Origin of the sequence: Streptomyces sp. SM11, from assembly GCF_002910905.1 — a bacterium.
Classification (GTDB): domain Bacteria; phylum Actinomycetota; class Actinomycetes; order Streptomycetales; family Streptomycetaceae; genus Streptomyces.
Window position 1 is genome coordinate 1 of record NZ_NEUE01000191.1, and the last position, 17,303, is coordinate 17,303.

The window sequence follows — 17,303 nt, forward strand, 5'->3', positions numbered from 1 at the left end:
GGGCGACCTGCTCGGCGATACGGTCGCCCGCCGTGCCGAGGCCCAGTTCGTCGGTGACCGCGAGGAGGGCGGCCAGGTGCCCGGCGAGCTGGATGTCCAGCTCCTCCTCACGGCTGCGGTGCGGAAAGTCCGCGCTGTCGGCCGGGGTGTGGACCGAGGGGCTGCGGATCGGCTCGTACATGGATGGCCTCCCGATGGTGCGTGGAACCATCCTACATTGGAATGAGTCTAAAGTTGTGTCGGATCCGGACTGTGGTCGCGCTACGGCTGTCCGTAACCGTCCAGGAAGGTGCCGATCCGGGTCACCGCGTCGGTCAGGTCCTCGACCGTCGGCAGCGTGACGATCCGGAAGTGATCGGGCTCGGGCCAGTTGAAGCCGGTGCCCTGCACGACCATGATCCTCTCGGCCCGCAGCAGGTCCAGCACCATCTGCCGGTCGTCCTTGATCTTGTAGACCTTGGGGTCGAGCCGGGGGAAGAGGTACAGCGCACCCTTCGGCTTCACACAGGTCACCCCGGGGATCGAGGTCAGCAGGTCGTACGCCGTGTCCCGCTGCTCCAGGATCCGGCCGCCCGGCAGCACCAGGTCCTCGATCGACTGCCGCCCGCCGAGCGCGGTGGCCACCGCGTGCTGCGAGGGCATGTTGGCGCAGAGCCGCATATTGGCGAGGATCGTCAGCCCCTCGATGTACGAGGTGGCGTGCGCCTTCGGGCCGCAGACGGCCATCCAGCCGGAGCGGTAGCCGGCCACCCGGTAGTTCTTGGAGAGCCCGTTGAAGGTCAGCACCATCAGGTCCGGGGCCAGCGAGGCCGTCGGGGTGTGGGTCGCGCCGTCGTAGAGGATCCGGTCGTAGATTTCGTCGGAGCAGACGATCAGGTTGTGCCGCCGGGCGATCTCGGTGAGACCGCGCAGCATCTCGTCGTCGTACACCGCGCCGGTCGGGTTGTTCGGGTTGATGATCACCAGGGCCTTGGTGCGGTCGGTGATCTTCCGCTCGATGTCCGCGAGGTCCGGCATCCAGTCGGCCTGCTCGTCGCACCGGTAGTGCACGGCCGTCCCGCCCGCCAGCGAGACCGAGGCGGTCCACAGCGGATAGTCGGGGGCCGGTACGAGCACCTCGTCGCCGTCGTCCAGCAGCGCCTGCATCGACATCTGGATCAGCTCGGAGACACCGTTGCCCAGGTAGATGTCCTCGACGTCGAGGTCGATCCCCTTGGTCTGGTAGTGCTGCATCACCGCGCGGCGCGCGGACAGCAGGCCCTTCGCGTCGCCGTAACCGTGCGCGCCCGCGACGTTGCGCAGGATGTCCTCAAGGATCTCCGGCGGGCACTCGAACCCGAACGCGGCGGGGTTGCCCGTGTTCAGCTTGAGGATGCGCTGACCGGCCGCTTCCAGCCGCATCGCCTCCTCCAGCACGGGACCCCGGATCTCGTAACAGACGTTGGAGAGCTTCGTGGACTGGATGACCTGCATGTCCGCGAGCTTACGGCGGCGTTTCGCGAGGTGCGCGGGGATTGCTCCCGGAGTCCTCCCCCCGGGGCGCGTCCCCGCCCCGCCCTGTCTTCCATCGCCATGCCCGCCGCCGCCCCGGACCGTGGGATCGCCCGGTCGGGGCGGCGTCGCGGCTTGGAAAGGAGGTGTGGGCGGCCGGAACGGGTGAGATGCGCCACCCGGGAGCCGCACGCGGGACCGTCCGGCCGGCGGCGCCGGGCTCACTCCGGCAGCCGGGCGCCCTCCGGGACCCGGATGCCGAAGTCGTCCGTCAGGACGCGCACCGCCTCGTCGGCGTCCTTCAGCTGCCGCTCACGGATCGTGCCGTCGTCGGCCGTCTCCACCAGGTCGAGCCCGGACAGGGCGAGGTGGGAGCCGATCAGGGTGCGCTGCGCGTACACCGCCTGCCGGAACGGCGAGCGCGGGTGCGTGGCGATGAACCAGTTGATCACCTCGTAGTCCGGCTTCTCGTACGGGTCCAGGGTGAACGCGTACTGCGGCTCCCACGACCCGCCCTGGTCGGTCTGGAGCTCCCACAGCGGCAGCGGACCGGTGTGCGGTGCGTGCACCAGGCGGTGGCGGCGCGGCGCGTCGAACAGCTCGGCGCCCTCCACCAGCTCGATCGGCTCCAGCAGGGCCCCGACCGTCCCGAACCCGACGTCCGCCAGATACGGGTGCGGCTCGCCCGCCACGTCCACCCGCATCAGCATGTGCGTACGGGGCCGGATGTCGCCCGGCGCGGCTCCCAGCACCACCCGGGCCGTCAGCGGTGTCACGGAGAAGCCGAGCTGCCTCAGCACGGTGGAGAAGAGGGTGTTGTGCTCGTAGCAGTACCCACCGCGCCCGCCGCGCACGAGCTTCGCCTCCAGGTCGTCGAGTGCCAGCGACGGGGCGGAGCCGAGGACGGCTTCCAGGTTCTCGAACGGGATGCCGAGCAGGTGCGCGCGGTGCAGGGACCGCAGCACCTCCAGCGTGGGGCGGGGCTCCCCGGTCCAGCCGATACGGGCGAAGTACGCGTCGAGGTCGAGTGTCATACACCGACCGTACGCAGCCGGGGCACGGGCGTGCCTCCGGCCGCGGACCGACATGTGCGGCCGGAGGGCCCCGGTCCTCGGACCGAGACCGGGCCGGGCCGGGCACCGGGGCCCGCATGCCGGCCGGGAGCGCACCGGTCGGGTGCACCGGTCGGGCGGTGCGCCTCAGATCTTGCTCAACTCGGGTGAGATCGGACCGACCCGGGGAACGGTGGCCTCATGAGCATGTTCCGTAAGCCCCAGCCCCTCGCCGTACTCGTCGTCCGCGACGCCACCGATGTCGTCGCCGGTCTCCGGGGTGCGCTGGAGACCGCCTCGGACGCCGAGCGCCCCGGCCTGGAGCGCGCCCTCGCCCTGGCCGAGGACTCCGCCGGGTGCTCGGACGCGGTGCTGCGCGGCCGGTGGGTACGGCAGCGGCTCGCCGCCGCCGCACACGAGGGGCCGGCGGACTCCGTGGCGGCCATCAAGATCCTGCGTCAGGCCGAGCCCGGTCTGACGCTGCTCCAGGCGCTGACCTACGCGAAGGAGGCCGCGGCGGCGGAAGCCTGAAGCGGGCGGGGCGGTCCGGTGTGCGGGGTCGTCCGGTGGGCGGCGCCGGCCCCGCCCCATCCCGCCCGTCGGACCGTCACATCCCGCTCACGGAGCCCGCCGACGCGATCAGCAGGGCCGTGTCGAGGCCCTGCTCCTGGGCGGTGCGGAGCAGCGTCGCGTCCCCCGCCGTCGCCACGGCCGGGCTGGTGGGGTCCTCGGCCACGGGCTCGCCCGCGTACGCCGCTGTCGCCGGGGCCATCGCCGTGAGCCAGTCGGCCAGCAGCGCGCCGAACTCCTTCTGGTCGATGCCCGCGTTCTTTACCAGCGCGGCCGCGTGCCGGGCTCCGGCGAACATGGCGGTCATCGCGCTGAGCAGCGCCACGTCGTGGAGTGCGGCGAGACCGGGGTCGGCGCCGACGTACCGGGTGGCGGCGGGCACGGCCAGCACTTCGTGGTGGGCGTCGAAGACGTCACGGGAACCGCTGTAGAAGACATAGCCGCCGGCCTCCGGTACGCCGATCATCGGCGGGACGGCCATGATGCCGCCGTCCAGGAAGCGGGCGCCGCGCTCGTTCGCCCAGGTGGCACGGGTGCGCGACTCGGCCGGGGTGGAGGTGGTGAGGTCGACCAGGTCCTTGCCCGTGAGGTCGGCCTCCGCCAGCGCCTCGCGGACCGAGGCGTCGTCCAGGAGGCAGGCGACGACGAGCGGGCTCGCGGCCACCGCCTCGGCCGCCGTGGTGGCCACCCGCGCACCGGCGGCGGCGAGTTCGGCGCTCCGGCCGGGGCCGCGGTTCCAGACGGTCAGGGGGTGCCCGGCGGCGAGCCAGGTGCGGGCGAGCGCGGCGCCCATCGCGCCGAGGCCGAGCAGGGTGAGAGAGGTGGGAGGGGCGGAGGCAGAGGTGTTGTCGGACATGCCGATTAGGCTGGTCGAAGGTGCCGGGGGTAACAAGTACGCACTATGGAGTGGGTGGTTACCTCGCGGTTGGCGACCAGCTGGGGGAGGGGCGGACGATGCGGATCGTACGGAGGCCGGGGGCTTTCGTCTGCGGGATCGACGCGGCGATGGATGTGATCGGCGGCAAGTGGAAGGTGCTCGTCCTGTGGGCGCTGAACGAGCGCACCTGCCGGTTCGGTGAGCTGCGCCGGGCCGTGCCCGGGGTGACCGAGAAGGTCCTCAGCTCCCACCTCAAGGAGCTGGAGGACGACGGCATCGTGCGACGCGAGGTGTACGCCGAGGTGCCGCCGCGCGTGGAGTATTCGCTCACCCCGCTGGGCCTCTCGCTGAACGAGGCGCTGGGGCCGCTGGGGGAGTGGGGGCGTGATCACATCTGTCGCGGTGTGGACGGCCCCTCCGCCGCTTCCGGGTCCGGGGCGGGGGACCCTCCCGGGGGCGCTTCCGAGGTCATGGTGGGGCTGGGACACGGGCAGCCTTAGCCGCGGCCGGTGTCGCCCCCTTGTGATGGCCTGACGTCTGCGCAGGCGTGTGTATGCCAGTAGCCGGACGGTCTCCGGTCTTTGGCAGCACTGGAGGGGCCCCTCCATGAACGATCCTCTCGTCGGTGCGCTTCCCGCTGCCCCGCTCCTGGCGGTGGGCGCCGCGCCCGCCGCCGCAGCCGAACCCGCACTGCGGATACCGGAAGCCGCGCCCAAGGCTGGACCGTGAGGGCTGCGCGCCGCCCAAGCCCTAACCGTGGGCGATCCCGGGCGGTCCCGGTCCCGGGGCCGCCCGGCGTGCACTCACCTTTCCTTCCGTGCTGCCGCCACCGCCGCTCCGATTCCGTCCAGCAGCACCCCGAGCCCCACCCGGAACGTCTCGCGCGCCTCCCGCTCCGGGTACGGCATCGGCTCGCCGTTCCCCTCCGGCCCCGGATACGGCTCCACCGGTCCCTCCGCCTCCAGCCGGCTCACCGCGGGGAAGCGCTCCGCGAAGTCGGGGACCAGCTCCAGCAGGGCCGCCGAGCGTGCCGCCCACCACTCCTCGTCGGAACTCCCGGTCGCCGACGCGGCCAGCCGGGCGTCCGCGACCGCCTGCGCCGAGCCCCGTAGATACGGGAACAGGGTGCCCACCAGGCGCCGCAGCACCCCCGCCTCCAGCCCGGTCGTCCGCAGCAGGGCGACCAGCGTGTCCAGGCCCGCGTACTCGTGCGGCCCCAGCACCGGCCGCGCCTGCGAGACCTGGAGAACCCAGGGGTGCCGGACGTAGAACTCCAGGATCTCCCCGGCCCAGGCGGTGAGCGCGGCCCGCCAGTCGCCCGACTCCGGGTCCGCTCCCGGGTCCGCTCCCGGGTAATGGGACGGGAGTTCGGCGTGGACCGCGTCGTTCATCAGGTCCAGCAGCTCGCTCTTGCCGGGGACGTAGGTGTAGAGCGCCATCGCCGTGCGCCCCAGCCGGTCGCCGACCGCGCGCATCGACAGGGCCCCCATCCCCTCCTCGTCCGCGAGTGCCACGGCGGCCGCCACGATCGCGTCGACGCTCAGCCGGGGCTTCGGCCCCGGGCCGCCGCGCGTGGGGGGCGGGACGTCCGCGCGCCACAGGAGGGCGAGGGAACGGCGGGGGGCGCCCTGCCCGGCGAAGACCACCACTTGCGACTCCTTACGGCGTAAAGTAACGTCCGGCGGGTAATTCATTACGCCGTAAGTTATCAGCGGTCGTCAAAGGAGAGGGGTCGGGCACCATGAGCCAGGCGCTGCCGGTCACCTATGTGCGGGTCACGGACGTCGAGCGGATCACCCCCGGAACGGCCAGGATCGGCTTCACCGCCGACGAACTGCCCGGCCTCCTGGAGGACCGCCCCGACCAGCAGGTGAAGCTCTGCCTGCCGCGCGCCGGGCAGACCGTGCCCCGGCTGCCGGAGCGGGACGCGGATGACTCGTACGGCATGCGCTGGTACGAGGCCTACCTCGCGATCCCGGAGGCGGAGCGGCCCTGGATGCGCGGCTTCACCGTCCGCTCCTACGACCGCGAACGCAACGTGATGACCGTCGACTTCGTGCTGCACGGCGAAGGCGGCCCCGCCTCCCGCTGGGGCGCGGACGCCCGCGTCGGCGACGTCCTCGGCATGGTCGGTCCGTCCTCCCTCTACGCCCGACCGCTGCCCGCCGCCCGGCGGATGCTGCTCGCCGGGGACGAGTCGGCGCTCCCGGCCATCGCCACGCTCCTGGAGGCACTGCCGGCCGGGACCGGGGCCGTGGTGTACGCCGAGGTGGCGGACGCGGCGGAGGAGCGGGCGCTGCCGCCCGCCGCCGGAGGGGCCGAGGTCCACTGGGTGCACCGGGACGGCGGCGGCTCGCTGGTGGCGGCGGTGCGGGAGGCCGGGCCGGACCTCGACGGGGTGGACGCGGCCTGGGTGGCGGGCGAGGCCTCCGCCGTCCGTGCGCTCCGCCGCCACCTGGTCGACGAGCGGAAACTGCCCAAGGCCGCTGTCGAGTTCAGCGGCTACTGGCGGCGCTCCCTCACTCAGGACGACGCCCCCACCGAGGAGGATCTCGCCTGGGCGGCGGAACGCGCGGCGGACGCCTCGTAGGGACTTCTCAGGCCGCGTCGGCCCCCGCTCCTCGGACCGCCCGGCCCGCCAGCACCGAGGTCCGCCTGCCGTCCTCGATGACGAACCGGCCGTCGATCAGTACATGCGGGATGCCGACCGGGAGTGTGCGCGGCTCCTCGAACGTGGAGCCCGCCGCCACCGTCTCCGGGTCGAACAGCACCAGGTCCGCGCGGTACCCCTCGCGCACCAGGCCCCGGTCCGCGAGCCGCAGCCGGGAGGCCGGGCGCGAGGTCAGACGGGCTACGCACTCCTCCAGCGAGAGGATGCCCAGCTCCCGCGCGTACCGGCCCAGATACTGCGGGAACGTGCCGTACGCCCGGGGATGCGGCTTGTCGCCCTGGAGGATGCCGTCGCTGCCCCCGGTGTGCACCGGGTGGCGCATGATCTGCCGAACGTTCTCCTCGTGGCCCACGTGCTGGAGGATCGTCGTCCCGAGCCGGTCCTCGGTGAGCAGCCGGCGTGCGGTCACCCAGGGCTCCTCGGCCCGCAGCGCCGCCGACTCCGCCACCGTGCGGCCCACGTACTCGGTCAGGTGCGGTGCGCCGACGCCGGAGATCTCGATGGTGTCCCACTCGATCGGCACTCCGTGGCAGCCGTCCGAGCCCAGCACCTCCAGGTGGTGCCGGATCCTCTCCGTGCTCTCCGCGTCAGCGAGCCGGGTGAGGACCGAGTCCGGTCCGCCCTCGCTCGCCCAACTGGGAAGCATGGCCACCAGCGTGGTGCAGCCGGGGGTGTACGGGTAGGAGTCGAGCGAGATGTCGGCCCCGGCGGCGAGCGCTCCGTCGAGCCGGGCGAGGAGGTCGGGGGCCCTGCCCTTGTTCACGCCGAAGTTCATGGTGGCGTGGGCGAGATGCAGGGCGCAGCCCGCGTTCCGGGTGAGCCGCACCATCTCCTCGTACGCCTCCAGCGCACCGGCCCCGTAACTGCGGTGGTGCGGGCAGTAGTAGCCGCCGTGGCGGGCCACCACCCGGCACAGCTCGGTGAGTTCGGCGTCGTCCGCGTACATCCCGGGCGTGTAGGTGAGGCCCGAGGACATGCCGACCGCGCCCTCGCGCATGCCCTGGTCCACCAGCTCCTTCATCCGGGCCAGTTCGGAGTCGGTGGCGGGTCGGTCGTCCCAGCCCGCCGCGTACATCCGGACCGTGCCCTGCGGGATGAGGTAGGCGGCGTTCACCGCGATGCCCTGGCCGCCGAAGTTCCGGTCGAGGCGGTCCAGATAGCCGCCCACGGTGCGCCAGTCGAAGTCGATGTCACTCCCGTCGCCGTTCCAGCCGGTGATGGAACGGCGGACCTCGGCGAGGGTACGGTCGTCGGCCGGGGCGTACGACAGCCCGTCCTGGCCGAGTACTTCGAGGGTGACGCCCTGCGCCGCCTTCGCGCTGTGGTCCGGGTCGCGCAGCAGCGCCAGGTCGCTGTGGGCGTGCATGTCGATGAAGCCGGGGGCGAGCGCGAGGCCGTCCGCGTCCACGGTGCGGGTGGCGGTGGGGCGGGGGCCGGGGGAGCCCTCGGGATGGATCTCGGCTATGCGGCCGCCGTCGAGGGCCACATCGGCGCGGTAGGAGGGCTCGCCGGTGCCGTCGACGACGAGCGCGTCACGCAGGACCAGGTCCATGGGTCACCTTCCGATCGGGGTGGGGGCCGGTGTCTCTAGAAGAACGTGCGGATGTAGTCGGTGACCGTGCCGTCCGCCTCGGCCAGCGGGATCAGCTGCCACTTGTCGAAGCTGGTGCAGGGGTGCGAGAGGCCCATGCCGACCCAGTCGCCCACCTCCAGCTCCGTGCCCGCCTCCGTGCGCACCCAGGTGTGCTGGTCGGAGAGGCCGGTGACCGTGACTCCGGTGGCGGGCCGGACCGAGCCGTCCCGGCCGGAGCGGACGACCTGCGCCTCGGGCAGATCGAGGTCGTACGCCGCGTCCCGCTTGCCCGCGTTCAGGAACGCCTGCTCGCCGGTCGGACGGGAGACGACCTGCGCCCAGAGGCGGAAGGCGGGTTCCAGCGCACCCTCCTCGGGCACGCGGTTGAACGGGGTGAGGTGCTTGTAGTGCCCGTCGTCGTGCGAGACGTACGCGCCGGAGCGCAGCAACTTCAGCACGGGGAGGGTGAGTTCGGGGATCTCGGCGAATACGTCCGCCACCGCGTCGAACCAGGCGCTGCCGCCCGCGCTGATGATGACCTCGTCGGCGCCGGAGAACCGCCCGGCGGCGTCGAAGCCGGCCGCGAGCCCGACGAGCCGCCGCAGCCACTCCCGTACGCGCTCCGGGTCCGCGTCCGGCACCTCGCCCTCGTACCCGGCGACACCCACCAGCCGCAGCGACCCGGCCGCCGCCACCGCGTCGGCCACCGCGGCGCAGTCGGCCTCCGTGCGGGCCCCGGTGCGCGCTCCCTCGCCCGCGCCCAGCTCCACGACCACGTCGACCGGGCGGGTGGCGCCGGCCGTGCTCAGGGCCGCCTCCATCAGCTCCACGCCGCGCACGGAGTCGACGTAGCAGACGAAGCGGAACGCCGGGTCGGCCGTCATCTCGCCGGCCAGCCAGCGCAGGGCCACCGCGTCGACCAGCTCGTTGGCGAGGAAGATCCGCCCGATCCCGTACGCCCGGTACACCCGCGCCTGGTGCGGCACGGCGGCCGTGATGCCCCACGCGCCGCGCTTCAGCTGGTCGACGAAGAGCTGCGGTGACATGGACGTCTTGCCGTGCGGGGCGAACGTGAGGCCGTGGCGCTCGGCGTACGTCTCCAGGAGGTCGAGGTTGTGCGCGACCGACTCGGCGGAGAGCGCGAGGACGGGGGTGGTGAACCCGCCGGTGAAGAGGTTGCGGCGCTCGGCGGCCAGCGCCCCGACGGTCAGGCCCTCCGCGTCCGGCGGCAGGGCCTTGAAGCGGTGGTCGACGCGTTCGTCGGCGAGGCCGGATGCCAGGGACGCGGGGGAGGCGCCGGGGGCGGAAGGCGCGGGGGCGGCGGTGTGGCCGGTGGGGCGTTCGGCTGTCAAGGGGAGCTCCTCGAAGTTCGTTGCAACATACGCAACACTCATTGCGCATATCGCTCAACGCTGTCTAACATCCGAGCCGATGCCTGGTCAATGGTGACCACCGGCCCGCACACCGACCAGCGAGGAGCACTCAGTGTCCGGACCCGCAGCAGGGACGGCCGACGCCGCCACGGCCACCGATGCCGTCTGTCTCGGTGAGTCCATGGTGACGTTCCTGCCCTCGCAGCCCGGCCGCCTCGCCGACGTGCCCTCCTTCGGACGCGGGATCGGCGGCGCCGAGTCCAACGTGGCCTGCGCGCTCGCCGCCGCCGGGCACCGGGCGGCCTGGGTCGGCCGGGCCGGCGCGGACGGCTTCGGCGACCACCTCGTCGAGACGATCGCGGGGTACGGGGTCGACACGTCGGCCGTGCGCCGGGACGCGGTCCGTCCGACGGGCATCTACTTCCGTACGGCCACGGACCGGGGGACCGACGCGCACGAGGTCGCCTACTACCGGGCCGGGTCGGCCGCCTCCGCGATGTCGCCGGAGAACGTGCCGTACGAGGTTCTGCTCGCGGGCCGCGTCCTGCACCTGTCCGGGATCACGGCGGCGTTGTCCGCCGACTGCCTGGCGCTGCTGCGGGACCTGACCACTCCCCGGCCGGACCGGCCGCTCGTCTCCTTCGACGTGAACCACCGGCCGCATCTGTGGCGGGGGTCCGAGGCGGACGCATCGGTGCTCCTGGAGCTGGCCCGCCGCTCGGACCTGGTGTTCGTGGGCGAGGACGAGGCGGAGGAGGCGTGGGGGATCGTCGGCGCGGAGGCTATCCGGGCTGCGGTGCCGGAGCCGGCCGTGCTGGTGGTGAAGCGGGGGAGCGCGGGCGCGACGGTGTTCTCGGGGCTCCGCCCCGGACCCCGCTCCTCAACCGCCGGAAGGGCTGGAAACGCCCCGGGCTCGTGCCCCACGGAGGGCGGAGGAGCTGGAAGCGGCGACACCGTCACCGTCGCCCCCGCCCTCCGTGTCGACGTCGTCGCCGCCGTCGGAGCGGGAGACGCCTTCGCCGCCGGGTTCCTCTCCGCCACCCTGCGCGGGCTGCCCGTACGCGACCGGGTCCGGCACGGGCATCTCATGGCCGCAGCCGTCCTCACCGTCCCCGGTGACCTCACCGAGCCGCCCGACCGCGACCACGCCGACCGGCTCGCCGCCCTCGACGACGACGCCTGGGGGAGACTTCGTCTCGGCCCCGGCTGGACCGCAGCCGACCGGGCCCCCGAGGAGGTACGTACGCCATGAGTCAGACCGTCGACCGGGCACTGAGCATCCTGCCGCTGCTCGCCCAGGGACCCGCCGACCTCGGCCAGGTCGCCGAGCGCCTCGGCGTCCACAAGTCCACGGCGCTGCGCCTGCTGCGTACGCTCCACGAGCACGGCCTCGTCTACCGCCAGGAGGACCAGCGCTACCGCCTCGGCGCGCGGCTCTTCGCGCTCGCGCAGGAGGCCGTCGAGAACCTCGACGTACGCGAGATCGCCCACTCCCACCTGGTCGCGCTGAACGACCGGTGCGGGCACACCGTGCACCTCGCCGTGTACGAGGAGCAGGAAGTCCTCTACATCGACAAGGTCGAGAGCCGCTACCCGGTCCGGATGTACTCACGGATCGGGAAGCCCGTCGCGATCACCGTCGCGGCCGTGGCCAAGCTGCTGCTGGCCGACCTCACCGAGCCCGAGCGGCGCGTCATCGCCGAGAAGCTCGACTACCCCATGTACACGTCCCGTTCGACGCCCAACGCCGCAGCCTTCCTCAAGGAGCTCGCCGTCGTCCGCGAACAGGGCTGGGCCACCGACCTCGGTGGCCACGAGGAGTCCATCAACTGCATCGGCGCCCCCATCCGCGGCGCGGACGGGCGGGTCGTCGCGGCCATGTCGGTGTCCGCACCCAATGTCGTCGTCACGGCGGAGGAACTCCTCACCCTGCTCCCGCTGGTCCGGCGTACCGCCGAGACCATCAGCCGGGAGTACTCCGGCACCACCCAACCCAAGAAAGCCTGATCAGCCATGACCGAGAAGACCGCCCTCACCCCCTCCACCCACACCACGCCGCCCGCGAAGTTCTCGCACGGCGTGAAGAAGGGGAACATCCTCCAGGTTGCCGGCCAGGTCGGCTTCCTCCCCGCTGTGGAGGGCCGGGCCCCGACCCCGGCCGGCCCCACTCTGCGCGAGCAGACCCTCCAGACCTTCGCCAACGTCAAGGCGATCCTGGAGGAGGGCGGCGCGAGCTGGGACGACGTGATGATGATGCGCGTCTACCTCACGGACGTGGACCACTTCGCGGAGATGAACGAGATCTACAACACCTACTTCGCCGAGCAGAACCTCAAGGAGGCCCCCTCGGCCCGGACGACGGTCTACGTCGGCCTGCCCAAGGGCCTGCTCATCGAGATCGACGCCCTCGCGGTACTCAGCTGACCGCCTCGGCCCGCCGATCCGCTCCGTCCGACGAACGTTCGGCCCTCCGATCGTTCCCTCCCTCTGATCGCGGCATCCCCCTGATCGCTTTGCCTCACCCGCAGGACCACTCACGACCGCCGTACGGCACGGCGCCCCGTTCCCCGGGGGCGCCGTGCCACGCTCCCCCCCTGCCCTCCAGCACCAGTGGCGACCTGCTCCAGGATCCGGGAGAGGTGAGTCTTGGCCTCGTGCACGTTGTACTGCCGGGCTGCTTCCATGGCTGCCTCACCAGGGGGAGACGAGGTGGACTAGGTGCTTGACTAAGGCTACCGGACAGCGCGGCGAGGAGTTGTGTGAAGCATTTCCTCGTGCGACGGGCCGGCGTCGGTTCCGCGCACGCCCCCTTGTGCCGCCCCGCCGATTGCGCTTCCTTGACCGGCATGGCGGAGACAAGCGCAACCACAGGGACAGGGGAGCAGGCCTCCCGACCACGTAAGTCCAGCTGGAAGTACATCGGCCCCGGCATCGTCGTCGCGGCGACCGGGGTCGGGGCCGGCGACCTGATCGCGACGCTCATCGCGGGCAGCAAGTTCGGATACACCCTGATGTGGGCGGCGGTGATCGGCTGCGTCGTCAAGATCTCGCTCGCCGAGGCGGCCGGCCGCTGGCACCTGGCGACCGGCCGCACGCTCTTCGACGGCTGGCGCAGCCTGGGCCCCTGGACCACGGTCTACTTCGCGATCTACGTCGTGATCTGGGGCTTCATCTACGGGGCGACGGCCATGTCCTCCAGCGCCCTGCCCATCGTGGCGCTGTTCCCCGACGGCCCGGGGCTGAAGGTCTGGGCGATCGTCACCGGGCTGATCGGCCTGGTCTTCGTCTGGTTCAACCGGTACGCCGTCTTCGAGAAGGTCATGACGGTCCTGATCGGCATCATGTTCGTGGTGGTCGTGTACGTGGCCGTCCGCGTCGTGCCGGACGCCGGGGCCTCGTTCGCGGGGCTGCTGCCCGTGCTCCCGGACGGCTCGCTCCTCTACACCCTCGGGCTGATCGGCGGCGTCGGCGGCACGATCACCATGGCCGCGTACGGGTACTGGGTCAATGCCAAGGGCTGGAGCAACTCCTCCTGGATGAAGGTGATGCGGCTCGACAACCGGGTCGCCTACATCACCACCGGGGTCTTCGTCGTGGCGATGCTCATCGTCGGCGCCGAGCTGCTGCACGCCTCGCAGGTCGCCCTCACCTCCGGCGGCCGGGGGCTGATCGACCTGGGCGCGGTGCTGGAGGACCGCTTCGGCGCGGGCACCGCCAAGCTCTTCCTGGTGGGCTTCTTCGCCACGTCCTTCTCCTCGCTGATCGGCGTCTGGCACGGGGTCAGCCTGATGTTCGCCGACTTCGTGGAGCGGTTCCGGGCCGCGGCGGCCGGTGCCGGTTCCGGTACCGGAAGGACCGGGGAGCACGAGGGGCCGGCCGTCGCCGAGCGCCGGCAGCGGTCGCTGCCGTTCCGGGCGTACCTCCTGTGGCTGACCTTCCCGCCGATGACCCTGCTCTGGCTGGACCGGCCGTTCGGCCTGGTCATCGCGTACGGGGTGCTCGGCGCGTTCTTCATGCCGTTCCTCGCCCTGACCCTGCTCTGGCTGCTCAACTCCTCGCGTACGCCCGTGGAATGGCGCAACGGTTGGCTCAGCAACGGGATGCTCTCCCTGGCCGGGCTGCTGTTCGTCGTGCTGTGCGTCCAGCAGGTGCGCGAACTGCCCTGGTAGCAGGAGCAGGAGCAGGAGCAGGAACGCCGCAGCGCCGCCGGGGGAGCGGCGGCGCTGCGGATTCCGGGCATCGTGGGGCGATGCGGGTTACGGCAGGTTGCGGACGTGCGGGCCGACCGCCTTCGACCAGGCGAACCCGGCCGTCGCGTCCCAGTTCGTCGACCAGGTCATCGCGCCGCGCAGCGACGGGTAGGTCTTCGACGGCTTGAACGAGCCGCAGTTGGTGCCCTTGGTCAGGCAGTCCAGCGCCGCGTTCACGATCGACGGGGAGACGTAGCCGCTGCCCGCGCCGCGGGTGGAGGCGGGGACGCCGAGGCCGACCTGGGACGGGTCGAGGCCGCCCTCCAGCTGGATGCAGGCGAGCGCGGTGAGGAAGTCCACCGACCCCTGCGAGTAGACCTTGCCGTCACAGCCGAGCATCGCACCGCTGTTGTAGTACTGCGTGTTGACGACGGTGAGGATGTCCTTGACGTTGAGTGCCGTCTTGAAGTACTCGCCCGACGTCGACTGCATGTCGAGGGTCTGCGGGGCCATCGTGATGACCAGCCCGCTGCCCGCCTTCGCGGACAGCTGACGCAGCGCCTTCGTCATGTAGGTGGCGTTGAGGCCGTTCTCCAGGTCGATGTCGACCCCGTTGAAGCCGTAGTCCTGCATCAGCGCGTACACCGAGTCGGCGAACGCGGTGGCGGAGGCGTCGTTGTCGACCCGGACCGTACCCAGCTCGCCGCCGATGGAGATGATGACGTTCTTGCCGGCCGCCTGCTTGGCCTTGATGTCCGACCGGAACTGGGCGTCGGTGTAGCCGTTCAGCCCGGCGGTGTCCAGGTTGAAGGTCACCGCGCCCTGGGTCGGCGTGGCGTCCGCGAAGGAGACCGCGATGATGTCGTAGTCGGCCGGGACGTCGCTGAGCTTCTGGACGGCCGCGCCGTTGTTGAAGTTCTGCCAGTAGCCGGTCACCGCGTGCTTCGGCACGGCGGGCCCGGGGCCGGGGCCCGTACCAGGCTTGGCCGTACGGGCGCTGATGGCGGCCGACTTGTCCGACTCGCCGGCCGCGTTGGTGGCGCTCACCGCGAACTGGTACGCGGTGTCCGCGGACAGGCCCGTGACGGTCGCCGAGGTCCCGGTGGAGGTGGTGGCCTTCGCGCCGTCCCGGTAGACGGTGTAGCCGGTGGCGCCGGAGACCGTGTTCCAGGACAGGGCGACGGAGGACGTGGTCGTGGCGCCCGCCGCGAGACCGCCGGGGGTCGCCGGGACGGTCGGATCGGGGTCCCCGCCGCCACCGCCGTCGGGTCCTGTCACCTCGAAGTCGTCGGCGAAGTAGGCGGCCTGCCCGTACCAGCCGTGGGTGTAGACGGTCACCGAGGTGGTGTTGGCGCCGGTCTTGAAGCTGGTGGACAGCTTGGTCCAGGTGGAGGAGCCCGGGGTCCAGGTGGAGACGTCGGTGGTTCCGGTGCCGCTCACGCCGAGGTAGGCGTAGCCGCCCTGTACCCAGGAGCTGAGCGCGTACGTCGAGTTGGGCTTCACCTTGACCGACTGCGAACACCTGGCGTTGTCCTGGCCGGCCGGGGTGGCCTTCAGCGCGGACGTACCGCCGTGCACGGGGCTGGAGACGACGGCGCCGCTGCCCCCGGAACAGGTCCAGTGGGCGAGCCCCGACTCGAAGCCCGCGTTCTTGGCGTTGTTGACGTCGGCGGCCTGGGCGGTACTGACGAGTCCGGTGACGGTCAGGGCGGCGGCCGCGATGACGGCCATGGTGCCGCCGAGTACGGGCCGGGAGCGACGACGCCTTCTGCGACTGCTGCCTGCGGAGCGTTCCACTGGTGCCTCCGTGGGGAGTTGGTGGTGCTGGCGGGTCGTGCGGGAGTGCCGGACGGACGACGGGCCGGGGCTGCACGGGGTGGGCGGAGCGGGGATCCGTGACGGACACGGGGTGTTCTGCCGGGGGCGGTGGCCACCGCTTGGCGCATAAACTGGTCCAGACCAATCAAGTTGTCAAGACCTCTGGCGGTGAAAGGTCGTGCGGAAGTGGGTGCGGGGTCGCGCAGCGGCCCCGACGGTGGGCCTCCGGGAGCCCGTGACGGGCGCCGGACCGGGGTCCTCTTCGCCCGGGAATCACCCCGCGACCGCACGCCGCCCCCCGCACGGGTGATCTTGCGGGAGATCTTCGGCCGGTCACGGAAACGCCCTTACGAAAAGGGTGCCGGACGCCTCGGAATCCGGGCTGACGTGCGCGAATGGATGCATGATCGAAAACCGGACGCGGACTTCGGTAACGCTCCGCAGTGAAAGTTCAGTTGTGCGGAATCGATTTCATCCTGTTTAGCACCCGGGCCCCGTAGGAACGGTGCTCGCATGGTGGCGTACTGGTCTCCGATAACTGTTCTCCGCCTGGTGAGACGTGGCTAAAGTGCTGGGACAGGAGCACGGAGCAGGAGCGATTGCGGCCGACGTCCCCACGTCGACCGGAGCCGAAACGGGGAAGAGCGTGCCGACCGCAATAGCAGTGACGAGCGCAGACCTGGTGCTGCCGCCGACCGACCAGCAGACACCGACCGCCGCTCTGCTCCAGGCCCCCGAGGCCCAGGTGCTGGAACTGGCGATCGGTGACACGCAGCTCCTGCTCGAACAGCACGGGTATGTGATCGCCCTCTATCCCTCGGGCATCCGGCCCGAGCACGAGCGCCGCCTCCACTCCATCCGCTCGGTGCTGGAGAGCGACCGGATCGCCCTGGTCAAGGTGGACCTCCCGCCCCTGGGCGTCGCCGTACTGGTGCGCCAGTTACGGCAGTTGTCCATCTGTGACTTCAGCCCCGGGGTGGTCGCCTCCGCCGCCCGGCTGCTCTCGCACTACATCTACGCTGGCGCACTCCTCAACTCCGTCGCCCGGCTCGAACGGGTCCCGGTCAGCCTCAAGAGCCACGCCAAGTCCTGGGTCCCCGGATCCCAGTTCGCCGTGCTCGCCGGCCCCGAGGCGCAGCTGGTGAAAGTGGGCCCGGCCGCCGAACCGCTGGCGGGGCCGGATTTCGGTACGCATCTTCTGGTGGCCAAAGGGAATCTGCAGTCGGACTGGGTACAGGAGACCCTCGCGCCGGCCTGGAAGGTCCAGGCCGTTCACGACACCGCCGTCCCGGCCGACTCACCGCGTTGGTGGGGTACCGGAAAGCTGGTGGAGTTCGCAGCCCACCTTCCGGACCTCTCCGTGCTCTACCGGCTGGTCTCCTCCGTCCGCCGGGAAAAGTGCCACTGGTGCGCGATGGAACTCATCGGCGACCGCTGCGCATTCTGTTCCGCACCACTCGTGTCTCCGGAGAACCGGATGCCGCCCGCCGGTGTCCTCCACCACGGGTCCGACGAATCGCCGGGCCCCTGAACGCGCCCCGCAGCTTCACGTGCCACCCCGCACGACCCGCCCCCCGTACAGCCCGCACCGGCTCGTCCCCGCCCCCGCCGTCGTCCCGCCGTCGTCCCGCAGTCGTTCCGGCACCCGCGTACGTGCACCGTCCAGTGCCACCGCTCCCTCCGTCCGC

The 17,303-nt window shown here is 71.7% G+C and carries 16 protein-coding genes and 2 pseudogenes; 9 read left to right on the forward strand and 9 right to left on the reverse strand.

The features are described from left to right. The 3 genes and pseudogenes from B9S58_RS17310 to B9S58_RS17320 form a co-directional block, all read right to left on the reverse strand. Positions 1–181 (reverse strand): annotated as a pseudogene (locus B9S58_RS17310) (hypothetical protein); the annotation flags it as partial. Positions 182–261: 80 nt separating this feature from the next. Further along, the gene (locus B9S58_RS17315) at positions 262–1,473 is read right to left on the reverse strand and encodes a pyridoxal phosphate-dependent aminotransferase (protein WP_103532991.1); all 1,212 of its coding nucleotides are present in this window, start codon (positions 1,471–1,473) and stop codon (positions 262–264) included. Positions 1,474–1,712: 239 nt separating this feature from the next. Next, positions 1,713–2,525, reverse strand: a complete 813-nt coding sequence (locus B9S58_RS17320; protein ID WP_103532992.1) for an arylamine N-acetyltransferase — start codon at positions 2,523–2,525, stop codon at positions 1,713–1,715. 219 nt (positions 2,526–2,744) lie between these two features. On the opposite strand from B9S58_RS17320, the gene B9S58_RS17325 reads away from it, so the two are divergent. Then, positions 2,745–3,074 carry a hypothetical protein gene (locus B9S58_RS17325; protein WP_103532993.1) on the forward strand — a complete coding sequence of 110 codons (330 nt, stop codon included), beginning with the start codon at positions 2,745–2,747 and terminating at the stop codon, positions 3,072–3,074. A 76-nt stretch (positions 3,075–3,150) separates the two neighbouring features. Here B9S58_RS17325 and B9S58_RS17330 read toward each other — a convergent pair whose 3' ends face one another. Continuing rightward, positions 3,151–3,969: an NAD(P)-dependent oxidoreductase gene (locus B9S58_RS17330; protein WP_103532994.1), complete on the reverse strand. Its 819-nt coding sequence runs from the start codon at positions 3,967–3,969 to the stop codon at positions 3,151–3,153. Positions 3,970–4,067: 98 nt separating this feature from the next. On the opposite strand from B9S58_RS17330, the gene B9S58_RS17335 reads away from it, so the two are divergent. Together B9S58_RS17335 and B9S58_RS39155 are read left to right on the forward strand one after the other, a co-directional pair. After that, positions 4,068–4,490, forward strand: a complete 423-nt coding sequence (locus B9S58_RS17335) for a helix-turn-helix domain-containing protein (RefSeq protein ID WP_103532995.1) — start codon at positions 4,068–4,070, stop codon at positions 4,488–4,490. 106 nt (positions 4,491–4,596) lie between these two features. Further along, the gene (locus B9S58_RS39155) at positions 4,597–4,719 is read left to right on the forward strand and encodes a hypothetical protein (RefSeq protein WP_258044661.1); all 123 of its coding nucleotides are present in this window, start codon (positions 4,597–4,599) and stop codon (positions 4,717–4,719) included. A gap of 74 nt (positions 4,720–4,793) precedes the next feature. On the opposite strand, the gene B9S58_RS17340 is transcribed toward B9S58_RS39155, so the two are convergent. Then, positions 4,794–5,639: a TetR/AcrR family transcriptional regulator C-terminal domain-containing protein gene (locus B9S58_RS17340; RefSeq protein WP_103532997.1), complete on the reverse strand. Its 846-nt coding sequence runs from the start codon at positions 5,637–5,639 to the stop codon at positions 4,794–4,796. 92 nt (positions 5,640–5,731) lie between these two features. Between B9S58_RS17340 and B9S58_RS17345 the strand changes: the two genes are divergently transcribed. Then, positions 5,732–6,580 carry a siderophore-interacting protein gene (locus B9S58_RS17345; protein WP_103532998.1) on the forward strand — a complete coding sequence of 283 codons (849 nt, stop codon included), beginning with the start codon at positions 5,732–5,734 and terminating at the stop codon, positions 6,578–6,580. 7 nt (positions 6,581–6,587) lie between these two features. Here the strand turns inward: B9S58_RS17345 and B9S58_RS17350 are convergent, their stop codons facing one another. After that, positions 6,588–8,213 (reverse strand): amidohydrolase family protein, encoded by a 1,626-nt coding sequence (locus B9S58_RS17350; RefSeq protein ID WP_103532999.1) that lies wholly within the window; start codon positions 8,211–8,213, stop codon positions 6,588–6,590. Between the two features lie 35 nt (positions 8,214–8,248). Continuing rightward, complete coding sequence (locus tag B9S58_RS17355) at positions 8,249–9,586, reverse strand: alanine racemase (protein ID WP_103533001.1); 1,338 nt, start codon at positions 9,584–9,586, stop codon at positions 8,249–8,251. A 133-nt stretch (positions 9,587–9,719) separates the two neighbouring features. On the opposite strand from B9S58_RS17355, the gene B9S58_RS17360 reads away from it, so the two are divergent. The 3 genes from B9S58_RS17360 to B9S58_RS17370 are packed head-to-tail and all read left to right on the forward strand — an operon-like array spanning position 9,720 to position 12,031. Then, entirely contained in the window at positions 9,720–10,859 is a 1,140-nt protein-coding gene (locus tag B9S58_RS17360; RefSeq protein WP_103533002.1) for a sugar kinase, read from the forward strand. Beyond that, on the forward strand, positions 10,856–11,614 hold the full coding sequence (locus tag B9S58_RS17365; protein ID WP_103533004.1) for an IclR family transcriptional regulator: 759 nt from the start codon (positions 10,856–10,858) through the stop codon (positions 11,612–11,614). The genes B9S58_RS17360 and B9S58_RS17365 overlap by 4 nt, the downstream gene beginning before the upstream one ends. A gap of 6 nt (positions 11,615–11,620) precedes the next feature. Continuing rightward, entirely contained in the window at positions 11,621–12,031 is a 411-nt protein-coding gene (locus tag B9S58_RS17370; RefSeq protein ID WP_103533005.1) for a RidA family protein, read from the forward strand. A gap of 182 nt (positions 12,032–12,213) precedes the next feature. Here the strand turns inward: B9S58_RS17370 and B9S58_RS39965 are convergent. After that, a pseudogene (locus B9S58_RS39965) lies at positions 12,214–12,291 on the reverse strand (prevent-host-death protein); the annotation flags it as partial. A 162-nt stretch (positions 12,292–12,453) separates the two neighbouring features. Here B9S58_RS39965 and B9S58_RS17380 point away from each other — a divergent pair. Further along, entirely contained in the window at positions 12,454–13,776 is a 1,323-nt protein-coding gene (locus B9S58_RS17380) for an Nramp family divalent metal transporter (RefSeq protein ID WP_103533007.1), read from the forward strand. An 87-nt stretch (positions 13,777–13,863) separates the two neighbouring features. Here B9S58_RS17380 and B9S58_RS17385 read toward each other — a convergent pair whose 3' ends face one another. Next, complete coding sequence (locus B9S58_RS17385; protein ID WP_308457909.1) at positions 13,864–15,594, reverse strand: glycoside hydrolase family 18 protein; 1,731 nt, start codon at positions 15,592–15,594, stop codon at positions 13,864–13,866. A 685-nt stretch (positions 15,595–16,279) separates the two neighbouring features. On the opposite strand from B9S58_RS17385, the gene B9S58_RS17390 reads away from it, so the two are divergent. Further along, positions 16,280–17,146 (forward strand): hypothetical protein, encoded by an 867-nt coding sequence (locus tag B9S58_RS17390; protein ID WP_181009349.1) that lies wholly within the window; start codon positions 16,280–16,282, stop codon positions 17,144–17,146. The last annotated feature ends 157 nt before the right edge of the window (positions 17,147–17,303 follow it).

Coding starts and splice junctions, on each gene's coding strand:
- B9S58_RS17315 (WP_103532991.1), bottom strand. CDS start 1,473: ATGCAGGTCATCCAGTCCACGAAGCTCTCCAACGTCTGTTACGAGATC.
- B9S58_RS17320 (WP_103532992.1), bottom strand. CDS start 2,525: ATGACACTCGACCTCGACGCGTACTTCGCCCGTATCGGCTGGACCGGG.
- B9S58_RS17325 (WP_103532993.1), top strand. CDS start 2,745: ATGAGCATGTTCCGTAAGCCCCAGCCCCTCGCCGTACTCGTCGTCCGC.
- B9S58_RS17330 (WP_103532994.1), bottom strand. CDS start 3,969: ATGTCCGACAACACCTCTGCCTCCGCCCCTCCCACCTCTCTCACCCTG.
- B9S58_RS17335 (WP_103532995.1), top strand. CDS start 4,068: ATGCGGATCGTACGGAGGCCGGGGGCTTTCGTCTGCGGGATCGACGCG.
- B9S58_RS39155 (WP_258044661.1), top strand. CDS start 4,597: ATGAACGATCCTCTCGTCGGTGCGCTTCCCGCTGCCCCGCTCCTGGCG.
- B9S58_RS17345 (WP_103532998.1), top strand. CDS start 5,732: ATGAGCCAGGCGCTGCCGGTCACCTATGTGCGGGTCACGGACGTCGAG.
- B9S58_RS17350 (WP_103532999.1), bottom strand. CDS start 8,213: ATGGACCTGGTCCTGCGTGACGCGCTCGTCGTCGACGGCACCGGCGAG.
- B9S58_RS17365 (WP_103533004.1), top strand. CDS start 10,856: ATGAGTCAGACCGTCGACCGGGCACTGAGCATCCTGCCGCTGCTCGCC.
- B9S58_RS17370 (WP_103533005.1), top strand. CDS start 11,621: ATGACCGAGAAGACCGCCCTCACCCCCTCCACCCACACCACGCCGCCC.
- B9S58_RS17380 (WP_103533007.1), top strand. CDS start 12,454: ATGGCGGAGACAAGCGCAACCACAGGGACAGGGGAGCAGGCCTCCCGA.